Below are 19,410 nucleotides of genomic sequence, written 5' to 3' on the forward strand. Positions count from 1 at the left end.
CTATCGGTTGTGTCGCAACCTTTAAAAAAACCAATCCAGGCGTGTTACGGGACACCGTTATCCTGCAATCTCAGCAAACATCCGAAAGCCCGACGTCGCAACACCTGTGAACTGCTGTTTCTGGATCATGTAGGCGACCTTGATGCAATCCAATGAGGCCGGCGTTTCTGGCGACGGTTTGGCAGGTGCCGCGCCAGTCGTACTTATTGACCTTGCGGGCTGCAGACATAGGCGTAAATCGTCTCGCGGCTGCCCCGGACAGTCCGATTGTCGTTGTCAAGGCGATCCGCGATCTGTTCCGGCGTCCAACCTTCAATCAAACAGTTGATGACGTGCGCGCGCAGACCATCCAGCCGGATCAAATTCCGGCGACAAGCCCGCCCGGAATTCGAGGTTCGTTGTGCTTGGACACCATATTAACCACTTAGATGCAGCAGTTCATCGTCCTTGTATCAGTTCCAATTGATTTCCCGATAGACGGTTGACCGATGCATGCCAATCTCGGCCACGATCTTGCTTACCGGCACTATTGCGTTCAACATTTTCTTAGTTTTGCCCCGCTCGCACGGATCCGGTTCCGTGTGCGCCAATTTCCATTCTCCTTGCTTTTCAGCAAGATGGGGGATTTGTCGCAACCCAGTTTAGAATGAGCCCCAGTGTGAGAGATATCCGGGAGTAAGCTAAATTATGTTAAATACAAAAGATCTAGCCACATTCTCCGATCAATCACTAATGCAGACGTTCCCGAATACCGTGGCGAATGACTGGAATGAGCCCCTACCGGTCATTGCCAAGTGATCTGATAACTGCGGGTGCATTGGGCTGTTTACAGCCCAATGCAGACCTCAACCGATACGTGGCATCGGCTACGAATGGCGGATTCCGCCGGGATTGTTTGGACCTAATGACCGAAGGCACGTTTTTGATTCATTTTGACCAAGTCTTCATGACTTACTCCGATATCTTCGAGCTCCCGCTTGTCCAAGCCATTGAATTTTTCCAGCGTTCTGGCGTGCAGCGACCGAAGGGCCACTCCATCTCGATACTCTTCGCAGGATGAACGTAGCGCCGAAAGGCCTCTGGATAAGAGCGGCATGTGTGAAAGGATCTGTGTCATTTCGATCTTCCTTCCCGAGCTGGCACACAATGCTCCAGCAATATGAACCACAGTTATTGTTGATAAATATTAAATGGATGTGGCGACCTACATGAGCGCCGTTTCAGCACTTTATCAGTCGCCAAAATGGTGACGATGCAACTTTTGTTCCAAGTCGATTCGGCAGTAACCGAGATCAAGCAATTCCCGATCCGTCATCCGCATCAATTCACGTCGTTGCCTATTGTACTCTGCGCGCTTGGCCCGTTTGGCTCTTCTTTCCTCTGGAGTGGAAAAAAACCGCGAAAAAAAGCCACCTTGGATCGTTGTATCAGCATAAGCCACTTGCATCTCCTCCTCACTGAAAATGTCTTCATGAACTGGTAGGTGGGCGGCAGAGTAGAATCATTCCTGAGGAAGACATTAACTTTGGTTTAGCTTGGAAAAATGCTTGGGTCTCAACGACAATTACGCGCTGGGATACTGCTTGCGGGGAGGTGAGTGAGAGCCCTTACCGGACCTTGATCACACCTCGGTCTTTCGCTCATGCGACAGGTCGCGAACCACGTAAACCGGACATTCTCTGAGTCGCACGTAGATAGCGGTGACGCGGGACATGGCTGCCTTTTGCCAGTGCTGCTAATGCTGACGCAGAAACTGCTCGCGGGTGCTGCACCTTGATCGCTGCTTCGCGGCAGAGGTCTCCAGACCGGTCATTCGTTTGCGTTGTTTTGACCGGAAACGAGACCGTACCTTCGCCGCAGATCGGTCAGACAAGCAAGACGCGCAACAGGTGCCTCTTCCGCGTACGGGGAAGAGGCACTTGTTGATAACGCTGCGCGATGATCCGCCAGCCGCAATTTTGGATGGTCGACATCTGGTTGGCGACCGGCGGGCCGTTTCGGACCACTGAATATCGGTCGGGGTGTTGGACGGAACAAGGCCGCGCCGTGTCGCACCAGAAAAGAAGCCCAGGCCATGCACCAGATCAGGGGCGCTGTGGAGTGCCCTATCGTGTCGACCGAGACGAATACGCGCAGAACTGCAACCATCCACAAAAGCGCGAAGCCGACCTGATCGATCATGGCCGGTCGTAGTCGATCAGCGCGGCGGGCCACTGCGCGCGAGGCGACGGCATAGATCGAACACGCCATTGCCCCAGCGGTAAGCGAATGCAGGGCGGCGCTGTTGAGCAGCATCCACACATGCGCTTTGCTGAGCGCTACTAGAAAGAGCCCCAAAGGCAACCAAATGTAGGCCAGAATCAGCATACTCAACAAACTGTCTTTGAACGTATCTTTCGACAGCCAGAGAGACAGTCGAATCGCTTCGGCTGCAGCCGCAACCGCCAGACTTGCGAAGATCCATTTGGATGTGGCCCCAAGCGTTTCCAGCAAGAGCGCCACGAGGATGGCTATGACAGAGGGGTAACCGTAAAGCCGCGCCAACCTGAAGCGCTTCTCATGCGACGTAGGGCTGCTCAACCTGTTCCAGGTGAAACCAGCAACCATGCGACCGCCCACGATCGACAGCAGGGCCGCAAAGCCCAGAACCGAGATGAACGGCATAGTCCCCCCCCACAGCACGACGATCTGCACGCCGGTCATCGTCATCGCAAACAGCGCAAATCCCACGCCTTTCGTGGATGGGGATCGCAAGGCCGCGCGCGCAAGGGTCAGCGCCACAAAGCCCATAAAAGCCGCAGTTCCCACTGTGACCAGAGCAGGATCGGTTCCAAGTACACCTACTGCGGTCAAACGGGCCAGGAGCCAAAGCGCCACCAGGAGAACCACAGCTCGGCGAGACATACGAGCACCATTGGACCAGCTTGGCATCGCGGTCAGCGCGTAGCCCGCAAACATGGTTGCGGCGAAGCCAAACACCATCTCATGCCCGTGCCAGGCCCACCGATTACCAAACGGCGAATATGTCAAGTCAAACCCTGTGTCCCAGCCGACCAGGCCAACCCCGACAATTGCCCAGGTCGCGCCAGCCAGAAACATGGGCCGATACGGTGCCGCCATTGGATGTTCCCGCTGCGCGGTCACACCGGATTGGCATTGGCGATGCGGCGATATCCGGCCTCGCCGTGGAAGAAGCCGTTGCTGAACGGAGCCCCGCCGCAGATCTCACGCAACACCGCTTCCGCCTCCGACAGATCGAGTCTGCGCTCCAGTGCGCGCCGGTAGACCTGCGCGACGGCTACCATATCCACCGCCTGCGGCATCAGGCGCAAATGGGTGACACCGTCTCCCGCCAAGCGTTTCACTTCCGGCATGAGGTCGATATAGCTTTCTGATTGGGTCTGGATACCGTTCACCCGCAAGATTGGCCGATCGTCACGGGTGATCAGCGGCATTCCGTCGGTATCGTCTTCGCAGACGAACTGGCAATTGTCCTTGGTGCGACCATGCGCGCGGGCGTGGTAGCAGCGCGCCGAAACGGCCAGCGAGGCACGGCCGAAAACCTGTACCTCGACGCCTAGTCCCAGATCGCGGGCAGCCCGCGTCGCTACTGCAATGGCGGGGGCGGGAAGCTCGGTTGGCAGCACGACATGGGTCGCCCCTTGATGGGCCATCCATTTGATCGTGGCCTCGTTATAGGCATTCATGAAGGGGCCGATACGATGGGGGCGTTTCCCGCACGCATATAGCCCTGCGGCGTTATTAATCTCGATCTCGTGACTGTCTATCGCGGCCAGATCCTCGGTCGCTTTGCGCTCGCGCTTCAGCATCACTTCGGCAAGCGAGGACAAGACAACCTGTTTGCCCGCGCGTTCCAGCCGCTCGATGATTGTTGGCAGTTCAGCCTCCTGGAAAGGTGCACGCTTGGAACAAATCACTTCACCCAGATACACCTCATCAACAGGTGCTTCATCCGCGATGCAGGCGTAGAAATCGCGCCGCCGCTCGGCAGACCAATGATAAGCTATCGGGCCCAATGTCAGTTTTGCCATGTTCGTCACCGCCATTTCTTTGTCTCGAACGCGCCCTGTGTCTGTTTCTGCCCTTCGGTCAATGCGACGAGGTCAGCGATATTCGCCTCTCGCCCCGCACGGATGTCATCCACCGCCGCGCGAAAGGCCCTTACAACATTGCGCACATAGCTTTTCGACCGCTGCCGACCTTCGATCTTGAAGGCATGAACGCCCGCCTCGATCAGCTCAGGCAGCAGCCGTGAGAGATTGAGGCTGATGGGCTCCTCAAAGGCGTAATAGCCCTCGGGTCGGTGCGGCGCGGTATAGCGACCTTTGCAGATCGTGGGATAGCCGGCCTTTTCGTCCGAACCGAAACAGTCGATGGTGAAGCCTGCAATTTGCGAGGACATCGACCCGTCATCGTGCCGGACATACTCGACGTCCGAGGCCGGGGAACAGACTCCGTCCATGTTGGTCGATTGCCCGGTCAGGTAGTTGGTCAGGCTGCACCGTCCTTCCACCATCAGCCCGTGGTTTCCGAAGATGAAGGTTTCGATCTCGCAGGGGATTTCCTCGCGGATCTGGCGGATCTCGGGGATCGTCAGGATGCGCGGCAGGACCACGCGTTTCACCCCGAAATTCTCACAATAGTAGCGGATGGCCTCGGGGCTGGAGGCGGCAGCCTGCACAGACAGATGTAGCCGGATGCCGGGATGTGTGCGGGCGATGTAGTCGGCGACGCCCATATCGGCAACGATGAATGCGTCGACGCCAAACCGTGCACCGGTATCGGCGGCCTGCCGCCAAAGGTCGACCTTACCAGCAGGCGGATAGGTGTTGAGCGCTAGCAGAACCTTGGTGCCCTTCTCATGGGCATAGGCGACAGATGCGGCCAACTCATCCGGTGTGAAATTCAGGCCCGGAAAGTTGCGGGCGTTGGTGGCGTCCTGGAAGCCGCAATAGACGGCGTCGGCGCCAGCATCGACGGCGGTACGCAAGGCAGCGGGCGTGCCAGCAGGGCAAATCAGTTCGGCAAGGCTCATGATTGGCCTGTATCCTTTCAGGTTGTCGGGTATGAACGGCGCAGTCGCGCCAGGATCGCGCGGCCCGGTGCGCCGAACATGTCGGCGGTTTCTTCGGCGATGGAGCCGTCGACATCGTCAAGCGCGTTTCTCAGTCGTACTACAGCTTCGGTATCGCCGGTCACCTCGAGATCACGCGAGAAGAAGGCCGCATCACCATCCTCTTCTGAATCGATTAGTTCCAGCAACAGCATGAATCGGCCACGGATTGCCGCCCCGGCAACGGGCGCTATATCGCGCGGCACGGCGCGGAAGATCAGCGCTTGCGGATCAGGGCGTAGATGCAGCGAAAAAGGCAGCTCAATTGGGTCGATGATGTAATCTGTTGTCTGATGCGGTCCAAGTCGGGCAAAGAGCGACGGGTGGCGTTCCGCAACGCGCCGCACGATCCGCGACAGGATCGGCTGTACAATTGCAGCCGACAGCCGCGCTACCGAGCGCTGTCCCAGCAAGCGCGGGCGATGAATGGGGTCGGTGTTGGCGGTCATTTCTCAGGTCTCTCTTGCTGTGCACAGGTCGGTTTTTGGCTAGGACAAGACCATCGGGCTGTCTTGGGGTTGCCAAAATTTGATCGGCAAGCTCGCTGTGGCAAGCGCAGTACAAATCGGCATTATGCGAGGTGTCGGCGTGGTGTGAGACATCGGTTGTTCAATTTCGGGCTACGAGGGAATTGTGGTCTTATCTCTCATGCTCTCATCTCGATGCGCGGAAAAAGCACTTCGTTTTCGAGATACATGTGCTCGTCGAGATCCTCGACCAGCTTGCCGAGCCCGACATAGAGGCGCCGCCAGCTTTGGCAGGCGTGGTGCGGAAGCCGGAAGCCGTGGGTGATCGCGGCGATGCGATTCAGCGCAGCCTCGTGACCGTCATGAGCCTCGCGTAGGCTTGGGACGGCACTGACTGCGCTGGCCGGGCGCTCGGTCTGCAATGCAGTAAATACAGTTTCCTCTTCGTCGCGCATGTGATCCTCGAGTTCTGCGAACATTACCTTCAGCGCATCGGTCAAACCGTGCGGTGTGTTTGGATCGGTCGCGTGGACTGTCTCGACTTTGTTGGCCAGCGCGATCAGCCCAGGCATCTCCCGCCGGTGAGTGTCATGGTAGCGGTTCCAGATGTGATTGATCAGCGCGACGGTCGGCATCTGAGTTGTCGGATCGTACATTCAGGCCTCCTCGGCAAGTGTCGTAGTGGGCTTGATTGCTGTTTGGCACCAGACCAAAACTTCATTCTCTTCAGGTGTTAGCGTCGTCGCCATGCCGCCCGCGAAATGTTCGAAGGCCGCCCGGTGCGCATCGGAAACGCCGATCAGAACCGGCACGTTGTGCGACAGGGCCTCGGCGATCAGAGCGCGAAATCCGCGCCCCTCCGTCTCGCTGACCCCGAACTTGTTCAGCACTACCAATTCGACCTCGCCCGCAATCAGCCGTGCGGTCGCCGTGGCGGCCGCCTTTTCAAGTGCTCCTGCATCCATCCGGCAAGATGTGGAACCAGTTCCAAGATCTTGCGTGATCCGGGCGTTCGGTCCATCAGGCAAAAGCCACAAATTGCTGTTGCAATCAGAAGCCCCTCCCGATGGTTTTTGCTGGCGTAGGGCGCCACCAACCCGGACTCCGTCAGTCTGCAAACGAGCCACCACTGCAGAAAGTAACTGATCTGTAGCACCTCGACCCTCAGCCGAAACATTCGCCAACTGCTTCATCGCCCCGGCTCTTCCCAACCCGCTTCGGCAGCAGCAACCGTATTGCAAGGCCGCCACAATGTGTCGGATTCCTTGTGAACAGAGGTGGCTAGATCATCCTTCAAGTCTGGTCCTCTCTGCCGTGTTTCAGCTGGGCAGAATCAAATTGGTATTTGATTTGCCGAATACTTCGCGTTAATACGCATTGCAAATACCAAATCGGGATCGCGACCTTGCGCCTCACTTCATTCACAGATTACGGGCTGCGCGTTTTGATGCGCTTGGCCGGAACACCTGACCGCGCCATGACTACCGTTGAGCTCGCCGCCGAATTCCAGGTTTCGCGCAACCACCTTGCCAAAGTGATCTCTGCCCTCGCCGGAGCAAGCTATATCGAGACCCGGCGCGGCGGTGGCGGCGGTGCCATGCTGGCCCGCCCACCAGAAAAGATACGGCTTGGCGACGTGATTGCCTTTCTCGAAACCGGCCAGGTATTGGTCGAGTGCTTTTCACCTGGCGGCGCTGCCTGCACCCTGACGCCGCACTGCCGTTTGAAGAACCGGTTGGCCCAGGCCGAAGCGTCCTTCATCGCTGACCTCAACCGCAGCACATTGGCCGATTGCGTCTATCACCCAAAGCCGTCTGACCCTCCAGATCAGTGATCGTTGATAAGAGAACTTCCCTTGCCGTTCTGATTGGCTCTGATCAAACCCTCAGCACAGCCGCCTTCAAATTAACTGACAAAAACGGACTAATCACATCAGACTGATCGACCAGGAAACGTGATGACATGAAACTGAAGGAGTTATGCATAGGTGTCCGTGGACAGACTGTCGGGTTTTGCGTGGGCGCAGCGCCCTTTCGCCGGAAGTTGCTTGCATGGGCCTTGCACTGGGGCCGAATTCAGTGTGACCCGCCTCGCATCCCTTGGGGTCCGATGAATATCCGTATGCGCAGCTATACTTAGCCTTCGTTTCAGAGGGACTGCGGGTAGTTGGACTGGTGGCGCGACATACCGTCCAATCTTCCCTCCACGCCCGGACATCAGCATCGTGCCGACATTTGGGGTTCAATGGCCAGATGGATAGACGTTGTTGGTTGGCGCGGCTTCCATGCACTGCAGCGGTTGCATCTGGGTGGTTACCGCCAGTCGAAGCGCACCGACGATGGTGGCCACTGTGAGCCCAAATTATGGGTTAATGCGTTGTGCTTGAATAGCAGCTTGCATCACGGACCGCTGTTGAGCATGAGCGAGTATCTGCTTCGGCTAACCGTTTGAGGTGGAAGCTGAAACAAGAATTCTTGGCAAGAACATGAAGTCGATCAACAAGAAGATTTTTTCGAACTATCGCAAAAAAAATATCCCGCTCGCTATGATGACTACAGTATCTCCTACACCGACGAAGAGGCAGTTTTTTTCTGACCACCTTCAATAAGAGCCCATTGCTGCCGTCGGCAAAGCTTTCGCCTTTCGCATGTGTGGCACGTCGCAATCCGCGCAAACCGGATATTCCTAAGCGCTTCTCAGGTGGCAGGGCAGCTGGACTTTGCCGACCTTGGATTTTCGACCTTCGCCGACGCAGCATTAGTTCGCGATTGCAGCGCACTTCGCGCTGCACCGAATACGGTGTCGCCAGACCGGTCATGCGCTGGCGTTAAATTGTCCTGCATCGAACCAAACCTTCACGATCCCGATCTATTCTAACGCGATGCAGCTCAACTTGTTCCTGCATGCGTCCCTGCCAACCGGCCAAAGACCGATCCATTGATCAGGCCGGTTCCCCCTGGATAATTGAAGAAAAACACGCCCCCGACCAATTCGCCTGCGGCAAAGAGGCCAGGAATGGGGGAGAGATCGTTGTCAAGCACCTGGGCTGTGTCAGGATCAATCCGCAGCCCTCCGAAGGTGAAGGTGATGCCGCAACCGACCTGATAGGCCTCGAACGGTCCCTCGTCGATTGTGTTGGCCCAGTTCGATTTCTGCACGTCCAGGCCTGTCGTCGCACGCCCGTCCTTGACGTTCGGATCAAACGGCGTGTCGGTATTGACTGCGGCGTTATAGGCCCTGATCTCTTCCAGAAATCCCTTTGGATCGACACCCTCAAGCTTCTCTGCCAGCCCTTCGAGTGTCGGCGCGGTCACTTTGGTCACGCGTTTGATGCGGTATTCGTCGCGCAGCAAATGTGTGACTTTGGCGTCGAATATCTGCCAGGCGAATTGATCGGGTTGATTGAGGATCACTCGTCCGTATTTGGCGTAGGTGTAGTTGCGGAAATCCGCACCTTCATCGACGAAACGGCGCCCCGTGGCATTGACCATAATTCCCCAAGGATAGGAGTGTTTCTGGAAGCCGTCGCCGACATCAAGATCCCCGAACTCGGGTGCGTTGTAATCCCAGCCAACGGCATGGCAGCCGGACCAGTTCCCATAGGTCGAGGCGCCGATATCCATCGCCATCTTGATGCCTTCGCCGGTGTTAAAGCGGGAACCTCGCACGCGTGCCATCTCCCATCCGGGACCCAGATAGCGGGTGCGCATCTCGGGGCTGGATTGAAAGCCACCCGCTGCCACGACAACGGATTTGGCACTGACATCCTCAAGTTGACCCTTATGGCGGACCTTGACGCCGGTGACCGCATGACCGTCTGTCAGGAGTTCCACGGCGCGGGTATCATACCGGATTTCAATGCCAGAGGCTTTGGCGATCTCTGTATGGGCATCAACCAGGCCCGGACCACCACCCCAGCTTTCCAGCGTCAGCCCGCCCCAGAACTTGAACCGTCCGTCCACCTTAAAAGCCTGACGCCCATAGATGGGTAGAAACCGGATGCCCTTGCCGCGCATCCAGTGCATGGTCTCCCGTGATGACCGGACCAAACGCTCGCACAGGGCAGGGTCGGTGCGGAAACGCGTGACGCGAAACATGTCGTCGAAAAATTGTTCTTCTGTATAGGTGCCAAAATCGGTGATGGCGATCTGATCTTCGCTCAGGTCAGGGCAAAGGGCGCGGATGTCTTCAACCCCGTCATAGGCAAAGCGGATCGCACCGGCGGTGTATCGAGAGTTGCCACCATTCTCCGCTTTTGAGGCGCATTCCAGCATCAGAACGCTTGCGCCTTTTTCCCGAGCCGCATGTGCGGCGCAAAAGGCCGCATTTCCGGCACCGATGATCACAGTGTCCCAAGTCGTCATAGGATCAATCCTCCTTTGGAGCTTTGAACAGATCCTTGCGCAGGGTCATCAGTGCGCCGGGGTCAATTTTGGCTTGGATGACCGTGGTCTCACCGCTTGCGAGCGCTTCTTTCAACGCCGGTCCCATGCCGCCGGGGCCATCAACCCAAATGCCCTTGCCGCCGCAGAGTTCGGCGAATTTGTCATAGCGCGGAGATTGGATTTCCGCGCCCAGCAGACGGCCACCGTAGAATTCCTGCTGATAGGCCTTTTCCGCGCCCCAGGCTCCGTTGTCGAGGACGATCAACACAAAGGGCAAGTTGTGGGCAACCGCAGTCTGGATTTCGATCATAGTGTAGCCGACCGCACCATCGCCCATCACGGCCACAACCGGGCGGTCGGGGGCCGCTGCCTTGGCGCCGATTGCGGCAGACATGCCAAAGCCCACCAACCCAAAATCAAGCGGTGTGATCAGCGACATCGGCGCGTAATGCGCCAGCCGGTCGGCGGCCTGCAAACAGGTATTGCCGGTGTCGAGTGTGACAATGGCATTATCGGGCAGGGCACCGCGGATTTCGGCCAGCGCGCGGCGGGGGTGCATCGGCAGCGTCTCAATCGCGGCTTCCTCGGCCCTCTCAGCCCAAAGGCTGTCTATATCTGCCCGGAAGCCGTCGCGCCACGCGTCGCAATTGGGTTTCTGGGCGGCAGCGGCCAAGGCTTCGGCGGTCAGGCGGGCATCACCTTGCGCGGCGATCTCAGCCGGGAAATAGCGACCCACGGCAGAACCTTCGATATCGACATGGGCGATGCGGGTCTCTGCCCCCACATAATCGTTGCTGTGGAAGGTGGAGTTAAAGCCAAGGCGCGCGCCTAGTACGACCATCACGTCCGCCTCTTTCGTCAGGCGTGAAGCGACGCGGTTGCCACGCGGACCGGCCTGACCCGCGAACCACGGATGGCGGTGGCGCATCACATCCGCATGGCCAGTCGAGGCGACGACGGGGATTTCCAGCGTTTCGGCCAAGGCCGTCAGCGCGTCGCGTCCTGCGCCCCATTTGAAACCGCCGCCTGCAAAGATGACCGGGCGTTCGGCGTTTGACACGAGCTTGGCAATCGCGGCCACATCGTCAGCCGCAGCGGGGCCTGGGCGTGCAATCTGCAACGGCTTAGGGTTGATGGCCGGGACATCCGCGGAAAACAGATCGCGGGGCACGTGCAGAACAACAGGGCCGCGTCGACCCGTGTTTGCCAGTCGGAACGCATCCTCCAACATAGGTGCCAACCGCGATGGATCGGTGACCATGACCGAGCGTTTGGAGATCGGGGCGAAAAGGGCGACCTGATCTACCTCCTGGAACGTATCCTTGGCCTGATCGGCGCGGGTGATGGCCCCGGCGATCACCACAAGCGGCGAATAGGCCAGTTGCGCCTCGGCCACCGCTGTCACGATATTGACCACGCCGGGTCCGGCCTGCGCGCCCAAAACGACGCCCGGCTTGCCGGTCATACGGGCCCAGGCGTCGGCCATATGACCAGCCGCGCGTTCGTCGCGGGCACCGACATAGGCAATCTCGCCGCCTTCATACATCGCGTCGTAAAGCTCGAGCATCGAGCCGCCCAAGAGGCCGAACACCGTGTCGATGCCGTTGGCTTTCAAAACGCGATAAACGGCTTCGCCGCCATTGATCGTGGTCATGTCTGTTCTCCTGAAAGCGGATATCTGCGCATGGGGATCATTAGGCCTCCGATCTCGGGCGCAGGTTCTGTGGGTCGAACAGCGCATTGGGATGCACGGTCGTCGCAATTTCGCGATTCAGGATCTGAACCTTGAGCCCGTCGTGCGGCGTACCCTTGCGGACAAAAAGCCATCCCAGCGATTTGCCGATGCTGTAGCCATAGCCACCGGAAGTAGTCAGGCCTACGGGTTTGCCATCCAGCAGGACGGGTTCACCGCCGTGGATGTCGATGTCATCGGAATGCAATTCTGCATAGAGCAATTCCCACGTTGGATCGCGCTCCATCAGCGCCGCGCGGCCCACGAAGTCGCGGTTCTCGGTCGCGACAAAACGTTCCAGCCCGACATCGAAAGGGCCGATGTCCGTCGTTAGCTCACCGCTCGCACGATAGGCTTTTTCCATGCGCATCCCGTTGAATGCGTAGCTGCCCAGATCGACCAGCCCATGCTTTTCGCCCGCTTCAAACAGGGCATCATAGATCGCCCCGATCTGATCCAACGGCGCGTGCAATTCCCAACCAAGTTCACCAACAAAGGACACCCGCAGCATGTAGCAGGGCACGCCTGCAATCGTGGCCTCTTTGCCCGAGAGCCACGGGAAATTTGCGTTTGACAGATCCACATCCGTCAGCTTGACCATGATCTTGCGCGAGGCCGGACCAGATAGTGCCAGCATGCCCCAATCCTGCGAGCGGTTGATCATCTGAACGTCTTCGCCCTGGCGGACATGGCTTTTAATCCAGTCAAAATCCGGGTTGGACCGGGCGATGGGCGAGCCGGTGAAAAAGCGGTTTTCGGCGATGCGCCAGATCGTGATCTCAGTCTCGAACCGGCCCTGTTCTGTCAGCAGGTGGTTCAGGCTCATCCGCCCGTCACGCGCCGGGATTTTGTTAGCGGACAGACGGTTTAGCAGCGCGCCCGCGTCCTTGCCAGTAATCTCGAACTGGGCAAAGGCGCAAAGGTCGATTACACCCGCCGCTTCCCGCGTGGCTTTGGCTTCGCGGATGGCATTCTCGTGCCAGTTCTGGGGGCCCCAGCCGATCTGTTCGACCTCACCCACCTCACCGAAATAGCGTGGGCGTTCCCAGCCTGCGATCTCACCAAAGACTGCGCCCTTGGCGGCCAGCCGGTCGTAAAGAGCGTGTCGGTTCAGGGGACGCAGGCTGTGGAATTGTTTGCCCGGGCAAGGGGTGTCGTGGCGGCGCATGAACTCGTCCTTGGTGCGTTCCACGATGAAATTGCCGTCCGCGAAGTTGCCATAGCGGCGTGGGTCAAAACCGCGTGTGTTGATCTCGCTCTCGCCATGCACCATCCAGTCGGCCAGCACCTTGCCCGCACCACCACCCCACGCGAGCCCGATGGAGGACCCGCAGGAGAGCCAGACATTCGGTGCCCCGGACGGCCCGACAAGCATTCCGCCATCAGGCGTGTGGGTGATCGCCCCGCGCACGACGCGCTTGATGCCAAGCTCGGCAAGGATCGGCATTTTGTCGAACGCGACCATCAGGAAATCGCCGATGGAATCGTAGTCCGCTTCAAAGAGTTCATTCTCTGCCGCCCAGGGCGCACCTTCGGGCATTTCCCAAACAGTTGGGCAGACATGGCCTTCGTAGATACCGATCAGGCCGGATTTCTGTTCCTGCCGGATATACCCGCCAAAGGCGTTGTCCCGCATCACGGGCAGTTCGGGGCGGTCGAGAAATTCCGGCACCGTGTCGGTGACAAGATAATGGTGCAAGCAACTGACCGAGGGGATTGTCAGCCCGAACCATTCCCCCACCTGATTGGCATAGGACCCCGCAGCGATGACCACATGTTCGGCCAGCACGTCCCCCTTTTCCGTACGCAGCAGCCACATGTCGCCCTTGCGACTGGCCCCAAGCACTTGGTTGTGGCGTTCGATCTTGGCCCCCCGCGCGCGGGTTGCGGCGGCCAGTGCCATGGTCACGCTGGAGGGATCGATATGCCCGTCTTCAAAGGTCTGGATCGCGACCTTGACGTCGTCGACCTTGTAGAACGGATTGCCCTTGGCCACGGCCTCGGGCCCGACCAGTTCCATCGGCAGGTCGAGCAATTTGCCAACGCCCATGATCGACTTCATCCAGTCAACCTCATCATCCGTGGTCGCGATGCGGAAGCCGCCAACCTCGTGCCAGCCGATACTTTGGCCGGTTTCCTTCTCGACCTTCTTATAAGTCTCGATCGACGTCTTGTTGACCCAGCCCATAACCCGGCTGCCCACCGCATGGGCGATCTGCCCGGCCGCATGCCATGTTGAACCGCTGGTTAATTCCGCCTTTTCAAACAGGATCGTGTCGGTCCAACCCGCCTCGGCAAGCTGGTATTGGGCGGCAACACCCATGATCCCGCCACCGATGATGGCAACGCGGGTGGTGCGGAGCGTGTCTGACATCAGAACGCCTCCTTCGCGGGTTTGAGGGAAACTTGAGCAGTGAAGCGGTCGCAGGCGATTTCGACCTCGAAGCCGGGAACAATGTCTTCGGTGGCGAGCCGGTCCAGCGGCGCGTTGATCATCGCGAGCGCGACAGAGCGGCCAAAGCGATAGTTCCATGCGGCGGAGGTGATTTGCCCAACGACCTTGCCGTCAAAGTAGATCGGCTCATCATGGATCGGGATCGCATTTGGATCGTCAAAAAGCAGGGACACAATGCGCCGGTCTGGCACGTGATCCCTAAGCGCCTCTTCCCCGACAAACCCGGTGCCCGTGGCACAGAACGCGCCCAGTCCGGCTTCATGCGGTGTGGTGCCGGGGGTCAATTCGTGGCCAAAGGCACGGAAGCCGCTCTCGATGCGCAGTGAACCGCTGGCGTAAAGTCCGGCATGGGTGGCCCCGGCGGCGACCAACGCTTCATGCGCGGCCATGGCCATGTCGGCGGGAACGTAGAGTTCGTAGCCTTCCTCACCGGTAAAGCTCAGCCGGCCAGCCCACCCACGGGCAAGGCCAATCTCAACCGGCGCAAAGCCAAAGCGTTTGATGGCGGGCAGAGGGCTACTGCTGGTGGCCTGCAAGACCTCCCGAGCCTTTGCCCCGGCCAACCCAATGATGGCATAGCCGCTGGTGACATCTGTGAACTCAACTAGGAATTCGCCCTTGGTGTCGCGCATCCGCTTCATGTCGCGCACAACCTCGCCTGCGCCGACGATCGCCAAATAGGTCTCAGGCCCATGACGCTGAACGGTCAGGTCGCTTTCCACACCACCGCGCGCATTCAGGATTTGGGTGTAGGCAATGCGCCCCTCGGCGATGTCCATTTGCGCGGTGCAAAGGTGGTTCAGGAAGGCGCAAGCATCCGGCCCCTGCACCATGATTTTGCCAAAGGCAGACTGATCCAGAATGGCCGCCCCGGTCCGGCAGGCATCAACCTCCTGACCCACCTGACCACGCCATTGCGGCGCGCCGAACGTCAGTGGCAGATGTGCGGCCTCTCCACCAAAGTGCACTGGACGTTCCCAGCCACCGCGCCCTTCGAACTGCGCACCTGCGGCCACCAGACCGGCATGGATCGGCGACCGACGATGGCCCCGCGCGGTGTTCATCGAACGCCCCTGATAGGGATTGTCGTAATGGCGGCCCAACACCTCTGGAATACGCGCTTCTAACGCACCAAGCACGTTCATCTCAGGACTAAAGCGCCGGATGTCAGCCTCGTTCAGTTCCATCGTCGGTTCGCCGGCGATGATCCATTCGGCCATCGCCTTGCCCGCGCCGCCCGCAAGTGCGATCCCGGTGGAGTTCATGCCGCCCATCAGGAACAGCCCGGGCACTTCGGGGCTTTCACCCAACATGAACTGACTGTCGAGCGTGAAGCTTTCTGGCCCGTTCAGCAGCATCCGCACTTCGGCCTTTTCCAGCGCCGGGATGCGCCGCAGGGCGTTTTCCATCATGGGCATGAAATGATCCCAATCCTCGTCCAGCAGATCGAACGAGAAATCGGCCGGCAGGTCCTTGGTCGAGATGCCCTTGGCATGCGGTTCAAATGAGCCGACCAGCAGCCCTTCGACATCATCGCGAGCGTAAAGATAGGCGTCCTGATCGTTCAGCGTGGGCAGATGCGCGCCTTTGCCAAGCGCCTGCACCTCTTCCAAAGGTTTGGTCAGGATGTAGAAATGTTCGCAGGCATAAAGCGGCATATGTGCGCCCGCCATCGCCGCCACCTCGCGCGACCAGAGGCCAGAGGCGATCACCACCTCGTCGGCCTCAATCACATGCTCCCCGATTTCGACACCCGAAATGCGCCCGCCTTTCTTTTGCAGGCCCGTGACGCGCGTATCCTCCCATATCTTCACTCCCCGGGCGCGGGCGCCCTTGGAAAGGGCCAAAGCCACGTCTGACGGGTTCACGCGGCCATCCGCCGGGGACCAGACCGCGCCGATCACATCATCGACCTCAATCAGCGGCCAAAGCTCTTTCGCGCGGGCAGCATCAATCACTTCGGCCTCAAGTCCAAAGGCCCGACCCAATGAGACCTGGCGTTTGATGTTCGTCAGGCGGTCGGGATTGGTGGCCAGCGTCAGCGACCCTGTCTGTATCCAGCCGGTGGCCTGTCCCGTCTCAACTTCCAACTCTCCATAAAGGTCGATGGAATAATTAATCAGCTTGGTCAGCGTCGCCGAAGGCCGCAGCCGTCGCACCAGACCCGCCGCATGCCAAGTGGTGCCCGAGGTCAGCTTGGAGCGTTCCAGCAGTACGATGTCTTTCCGACCTTCGCGGGCCAGATGATAGGCAATCGAGCAGCCGATCACACCACCGCCGATGATTACGGTGCGCGCCTGAGAGGGGAGGCTCATGTCAGTATTCCCCCGCGTTTCATGTCCGTGAGGGTCTTGGCAAAGGCCTCAAGCGCTTCGTCAATCAGGTCCGGTGTATGAGCGGTCGATGTCAGGCCCGAGGTGTAGGACATAATGTCCACCCCATGGGAAAGCATGCCGTCCCGATAGCCGTTGACCACCGCTTTGGGCAGGCCTCGGATTTGCATGGGGCTGAGCCCGTCAAGCGTGTCCTGCCCGAAATAGACATGGATGATCGAGCTATCGCCATAGGCCAGCCCCTTGACGCCCTGTTCGCCCATCCGGGCGTTCATCCCGTCGCGCATGCGCTTGGCCATCGCATCCGCGTGGTCCTGCGCCGCTCCATCGGCGAGGTAAGGCATGGCTGCACACGCAGCCGCTGCGATCAGGGGAGAGGCGTTGAACGTGCCCTTGTGGCTGACCGCCGGTGCAATCCCGTCGCGTTCGGTGGTGTTGTTCATCAATTCCATGATGTCGGCACGACCACAGACCGCGCCACCGGGCAGACCGCCCGTAGCAATCTTGGCCAGCGTGGTCAGATCGGGCACGATCCCGTCCCGCGCCTGCCTCCCGCCAGGGGACCAACGGAACCCGGTGATGATTTCGTCAAAGATCAGCACCACGCCCGCGGCACGGGCCACATCGTGCAACGCCCGCAGAGTTTCGGTGGCGAGTGGGACGGAGCCGTAGTTCGCCCCGGATGCCTCAAAGATAACCGTGCCAATCCGGTCATCTTCCAGTGCTTTGGCCATCGCATCGGGATCGGCGGCGCAGACCTGCACCAGGTCGGTGACGGGTAGCGGCACACCCAGTGACGGCGGCGCGTTGCTGCCCGGTTTGGTTCCCTTTAGCGCGTGGTCATGCCAGCCGTGGTAATGGCCATCAATCCGCAGCACATGATCCTTGCCCGAGTAGGCGCGCCCCAAGCGCAATGCCAGCATCGTGGCCTCGCTTCCCGAGGCGGTAAAGCGTGTGCGTTCGGCCGAGGGGTAAAGCCGGTTGATCCAGTCAGCCCACTCGATCTCGAACGCATGGCAATCAGCGGCAAAGATCGAGCGTTCGGCTTGCTTTTGCAGCGCCTCGACCACAGCAGGGTGGCTGTGGCCCAGCATTTGGGCGGCCGAACCCATCTTGAAGTCAATGTAGCGGCGCCCTTTGATATCCCACTTTTCGGCGCCACGCGCCTTGTCGATGTAAATCGGATGCGGGGCTCGATAGCGCAGTTCGTGGCTTACCCCACCGGGGAGGGCCGCGCGGGCCTGTTCGCTAAGGCGGAGATTGCTCATTCTGACCGTCCAGATCCGGCTCGCGTCAGGCGGATGTCAAAGCTCGCACGCAATTTATTGTCCAATGTATCAGAGATATGTTTCGGAAAGTGACTGCGCAGAATCTCGCGGGTCTTCTCGCGCGCAACATCCCCGATGGGCTTGGCGCCATCCTCCTCCCATTCGCGGGGGGTCCGGCGGTCACCGATCTCGGGGTAGAAATAGTCTGATTTCATCCGTCCAAAGGTGTGATGTTCACCCAGGTAATGCCCCGGCCCTTCGCAAACGGTCTTTATGACATCCGCTGCGATGTTTTCCGGTGTTGCCTCAATCCCGCGAATGGTCCGCAGGATATTTCCCAGAAGATCGTTGTCACTAACATAGGCAGCGTGGCTGACGCCCAGCAGGCTCGACATCATACCCGCCGCCTGAGTGACGATATTAGACCCGGCATGGGCCGCCATCGACACCGCTAGGGATTTCTCGGCCCCGTATTGCGCATCAAGGCACTTGGCATCGGTGATCCCGGCAATCGAACTGGTAGGTAAATCCCAATGCCGCCCCACCTGCGCCGCGCCTGCCATCAGAATCGCTTGTTCACCGCCGCCACCGCTCATGGAGCCCGTGCGTAAATCTGCGACGAGCGGCTTAGGGGCAAAGATCGCATTGACATCCGGAGCCACCAACCGCGCAAAGACCAGTCCCGCCAACGTCTCGGCCACAGCCTGCACGAGCGAACCGGCGACTGTGGCAGGGCTTGTCGCACCAGCCTGACCCGCGCTGATGAGTTGCACGGGAAAGCCTGCCAGTACCGCACGTTCCAGCACCTCGCAGGCTTCTTCGGCAAAGCGCATCGGTGGCACTACATGACAGACCATGACCGTCATAAAGGGGCGGTCGCGGAAGGCTTGTTCGCTTCCGGCGATGGCATAGCAGAGGTCTGCGATAGCCTGCACATTCTGCGGCTCGGTGATCGAGATCGAGACATGTTTGGTCGTCCCAGCCAAACAGGCGTAAGCCGTGTTGAGATCCATCACCGCGTTATCTTCAATGTCACGCGCAACAACGGACCGGCTGAAATGATGGATATTGTCCATCCGGTCCACGATGCGGGCGGCATCGTAAAGGTCTTGCAAAGTGCTGTCGCGGTAAGCATGCGTGTCCAGATCAAACACGCCGGGGGCCGCGCCACCCGTCGACATATGGACCCGAGCCCCTTCGATTTTCAGATCGCGGTCGGGTGTCTGACCACAAAGCGTAAATCCACGCCGAGCCCCATCAATCGCCCATCGGACGAGCTTTTCAGGAAAGAGCAACCGCCCTTCCTTGGTGTAGGAACCACCGGCTTCGGTGACTTTTTCGATCATCGACGGAATGGCCTGGCTCAGGCCCAGCGTCGCCAGTAGCGAAAACGCCGCTTCTTCAACCAGCTTCACCTCATCGGGCAACAACGGTTTTAGGCGTCCACCAAGGACACCGGGCCACACGGGGTGAACCACCTCGTCCCCGGTGGGTTGCTTTAAGCGATCTTTGCGACCTCGGCGGCGGGCTTCAACCATGAACTCATGAGTATTGTGTTTCCTTGGCTGAACATTCGCAACTAGAAGGCCAGTTTACAAAGGCACCTTTTTCATCAAAAGATGAGTAAAACTAATGA

The 19,410-nt window shown here is 59.1% G+C and carries 15 protein-coding genes; 1 reads left to right on the plus strand and 14 read right to left on the minus strand.

Annotated elements, in window-relative coordinates; all coding sequences use genetic code 11:
• Window positions 1-901: 901 nt before the first annotated feature.
• The 8 genes from GOW16_RS14015 to GOW16_RS14050 form a co-directional block, all read right to left on the minus strand.
• Window positions 902-1,117 (minus strand): hypothetical protein, encoded by a 216-nt coding sequence (locus GOW16_RS14015; protein ID WP_170416026.1) that lies wholly within the window; start codon window positions 1,115-1,117, stop codon window positions 902-904.
• A gap of 114 nt (window positions 1,118-1,231) precedes the next feature.
• On the minus strand, window positions 1,232-1,441 hold the full coding sequence (locus tag GOW16_RS22990; protein ID WP_170416028.1) for a DUF1127 domain-containing protein: 210 nt from the start codon (window positions 1,439-1,441) through the stop codon (window positions 1,232-1,234).
• Between the two features lie 368 nt (window positions 1,442-1,809).
• Window positions 1,810-3,120, minus strand: coding sequence for an NnrS family protein (locus tag GOW16_RS14025; protein ID WP_170416030.1), 1,311 nt, complete (start codon window positions 3,118-3,120; stop codon window positions 1,810-1,812).
• Between the two features lie 20 nt (window positions 3,121-3,140).
• Entirely contained in the window at window positions 3,141-4,052 is a 912-nt protein-coding gene (gene ubiV, locus GOW16_RS14030; RefSeq protein WP_254429776.1) for a ubiquinone anaerobic biosynthesis protein UbiV, read from the minus strand.
• A 5-nt stretch (window positions 4,053-4,057) separates the two neighbouring features.
• The gene (gene ubiU, locus GOW16_RS14035; protein ID WP_170416034.1) at window positions 4,058-5,056 is read right to left on the minus strand and encodes a ubiquinone anaerobic biosynthesis protein UbiU; all 999 of its coding nucleotides are present in this window, start codon (window positions 5,054-5,056) and stop codon (window positions 4,058-4,060) included.
• A gap of 17 nt (window positions 5,057-5,073) precedes the next feature.
• Window positions 5,074-5,583, minus strand: coding sequence for a ubiquinone anaerobic biosynthesis accessory factor UbiT (gene ubiT, locus GOW16_RS14040; protein ID WP_170416036.1), 510 nt, complete (start codon window positions 5,581-5,583; stop codon window positions 5,074-5,076).
• A gap of 197 nt (window positions 5,584-5,780) precedes the next feature.
• A complete protein-coding gene (locus tag GOW16_RS14045; RefSeq protein ID WP_170416038.1) occupies window positions 5,781-6,257 on the minus strand; it encodes a hemerythrin domain-containing protein in 477 nt (158 codons plus the stop codon).
• Entirely contained in the window at window positions 6,258-6,794 is a 537-nt protein-coding gene (locus GOW16_RS14050) for a DUF2478 domain-containing protein (protein ID WP_170416040.1), read from the minus strand.
• 212 nt (window positions 6,795-7,006) lie between these two features.
• Here GOW16_RS14050 and GOW16_RS14055 point away from each other — a divergent pair, with 212 nt between their 5' ends.
• Entirely contained in the window at window positions 7,007-7,435 is a 429-nt protein-coding gene (locus GOW16_RS14055; protein WP_170416041.1) for an Rrf2 family transcriptional regulator, read from the plus strand.
• A 1,054-nt stretch (window positions 7,436-8,489) separates the two neighbouring features.
• Here the strand turns inward: GOW16_RS14055 and tcuA are convergent.
• From tcuA to GOW16_RS14085, 6 genes are read right to left on the minus strand one after another with little or no spacing between them, the layout of a single operon-like run.
• Window positions 8,490-9,965, minus strand: a complete 1,476-nt coding sequence (gene tcuA / locus GOW16_RS14060; RefSeq protein ID WP_170416042.1) for an FAD-dependent tricarballylate dehydrogenase TcuA — start codon at window positions 9,963-9,965, stop codon at window positions 8,490-8,492.
• 4 nt (window positions 9,966-9,969) lie between these two features.
• Window positions 9,970-11,640 (minus strand): thiamine pyrophosphate-binding protein, encoded by a 1,671-nt coding sequence (locus GOW16_RS14065; RefSeq protein WP_170416044.1) that lies wholly within the window; start codon window positions 11,638-11,640, stop codon window positions 9,970-9,972.
• 40 nt (window positions 11,641-11,680) lie between these two features.
• Window positions 11,681-14,092, minus strand: a complete 2,412-nt coding sequence (locus GOW16_RS14070; protein ID WP_170416046.1) for an FAD-dependent oxidoreductase — start codon at window positions 14,090-14,092, stop codon at window positions 11,681-11,683.
• The gene (locus GOW16_RS14075; RefSeq protein WP_170416048.1) at window positions 14,092-16,488 is read right to left on the minus strand and encodes a GcvT family protein; all 2,397 of its coding nucleotides are present in this window, start codon (window positions 16,486-16,488) and stop codon (window positions 14,092-14,094) included. Before GOW16_RS14075 ends, GOW16_RS14070 begins: the two co-directional genes overlap by 1 nt.
• Window positions 16,485-17,774 (minus strand): aspartate aminotransferase family protein, encoded by a 1,290-nt coding sequence (locus GOW16_RS14080; RefSeq protein WP_170416050.1) that lies wholly within the window; start codon window positions 17,772-17,774, stop codon window positions 16,485-16,487. Before GOW16_RS14080 ends, GOW16_RS14075 begins: the two co-directional genes overlap by 4 nt.
• A complete protein-coding gene (locus GOW16_RS14085; RefSeq protein WP_170416052.1) occupies window positions 17,771-19,312 on the minus strand; it encodes a trimethylamine methyltransferase family protein in 1,542 nt (513 codons plus the stop codon). The genes GOW16_RS14080 and GOW16_RS14085 overlap by 4 nt, the downstream gene beginning before the upstream one ends.
• Between the last annotated feature and the right edge of the window lie 98 nt (window positions 19,313-19,410).

The sequence above is a fragment of the Ruegeria atlantica genome, from assembly GCF_013033965.1.
Classification (GTDB): domain Bacteria; phylum Pseudomonadota; class Alphaproteobacteria; order Rhodobacterales; family Rhodobacteraceae; genus Ruegeria; species Ruegeria atlantica_D.

Excerpts from the sequence above, each read along its gene's own strand:
- GOW16_RS14015 (WP_170416026.1), bottom strand. The coding sequence starts at position 1,117 with ATGACACAGATCCTTTCACACATGCCGCTCTTATCCAGAGGCCTTTCG.
- GOW16_RS14025 (WP_170416030.1), bottom strand. The coding sequence starts at position 3,120 with ATGGCGGCACCGTATCGGCCCATGTTTCTGGCTGGCGCGACCTGGGCA.
- ubiV (WP_254429776.1), bottom strand. The coding sequence starts at position 4,052 with ATGGCAAAACTGACATTGGGCCCGATAGCTTATCATTGGTCTGCCGAG.
- ubiU (WP_170416034.1), bottom strand. The coding sequence starts at position 5,056 with ATGAGCCTTGCCGAACTGATTTGCCCTGCTGGCACGCCCGCTGCCTTG.
- ubiT (WP_170416036.1), bottom strand. The coding sequence starts at position 5,583 with ATGACCGCCAACACCGACCCCATTCATCGCCCGCGCTTGCTGGGACAG.
- GOW16_RS14045 (WP_170416038.1), bottom strand. The coding sequence starts at position 6,257 with ATGTACGATCCGACAACTCAGATGCCGACCGTCGCGCTGATCAATCAC.
- GOW16_RS14050 (WP_170416040.1), bottom strand. The coding sequence starts at position 6,794 with ATGAAGCAGTTGGCGAATGTTTCGGCTGAGGGTCGAGGTGCTACAGAT.
- tcuA (WP_170416042.1), bottom strand. The coding sequence starts at position 9,965 with ATGACGACTTGGGACACTGTGATCATCGGTGCCGGAAATGCGGCCTTT.
- GOW16_RS14065 (WP_170416044.1), bottom strand. The coding sequence starts at position 11,640 with ATGACCACGATCAATGGCGGCGAAGCCGTTTATCGCGTTTTGAAAGCC.
- GOW16_RS14070 (WP_170416046.1), bottom strand. The coding sequence starts at position 14,092 with ATGTCAGACACGCTCCGCACCACCCGCGTTGCCATCATCGGTGGCGGG.
- GOW16_RS14075 (WP_170416048.1), bottom strand. The coding sequence starts at position 16,488 with ATGAGCCTCCCCTCTCAGGCGCGCACCGTAATCATCGGCGGTGGTGTG.
- GOW16_RS14080 (WP_170416050.1), bottom strand. The coding sequence starts at position 17,774 with ATGAGCAATCTCCGCCTTAGCGAACAGGCCCGCGCGGCCCTCCCCGGT.
- GOW16_RS14085 (WP_170416052.1), bottom strand. The coding sequence starts at position 19,312 with ATGGTTGAAGCCCGCCGCCGAGGTCGCAAAGATCGCTTAAAGCAACCC.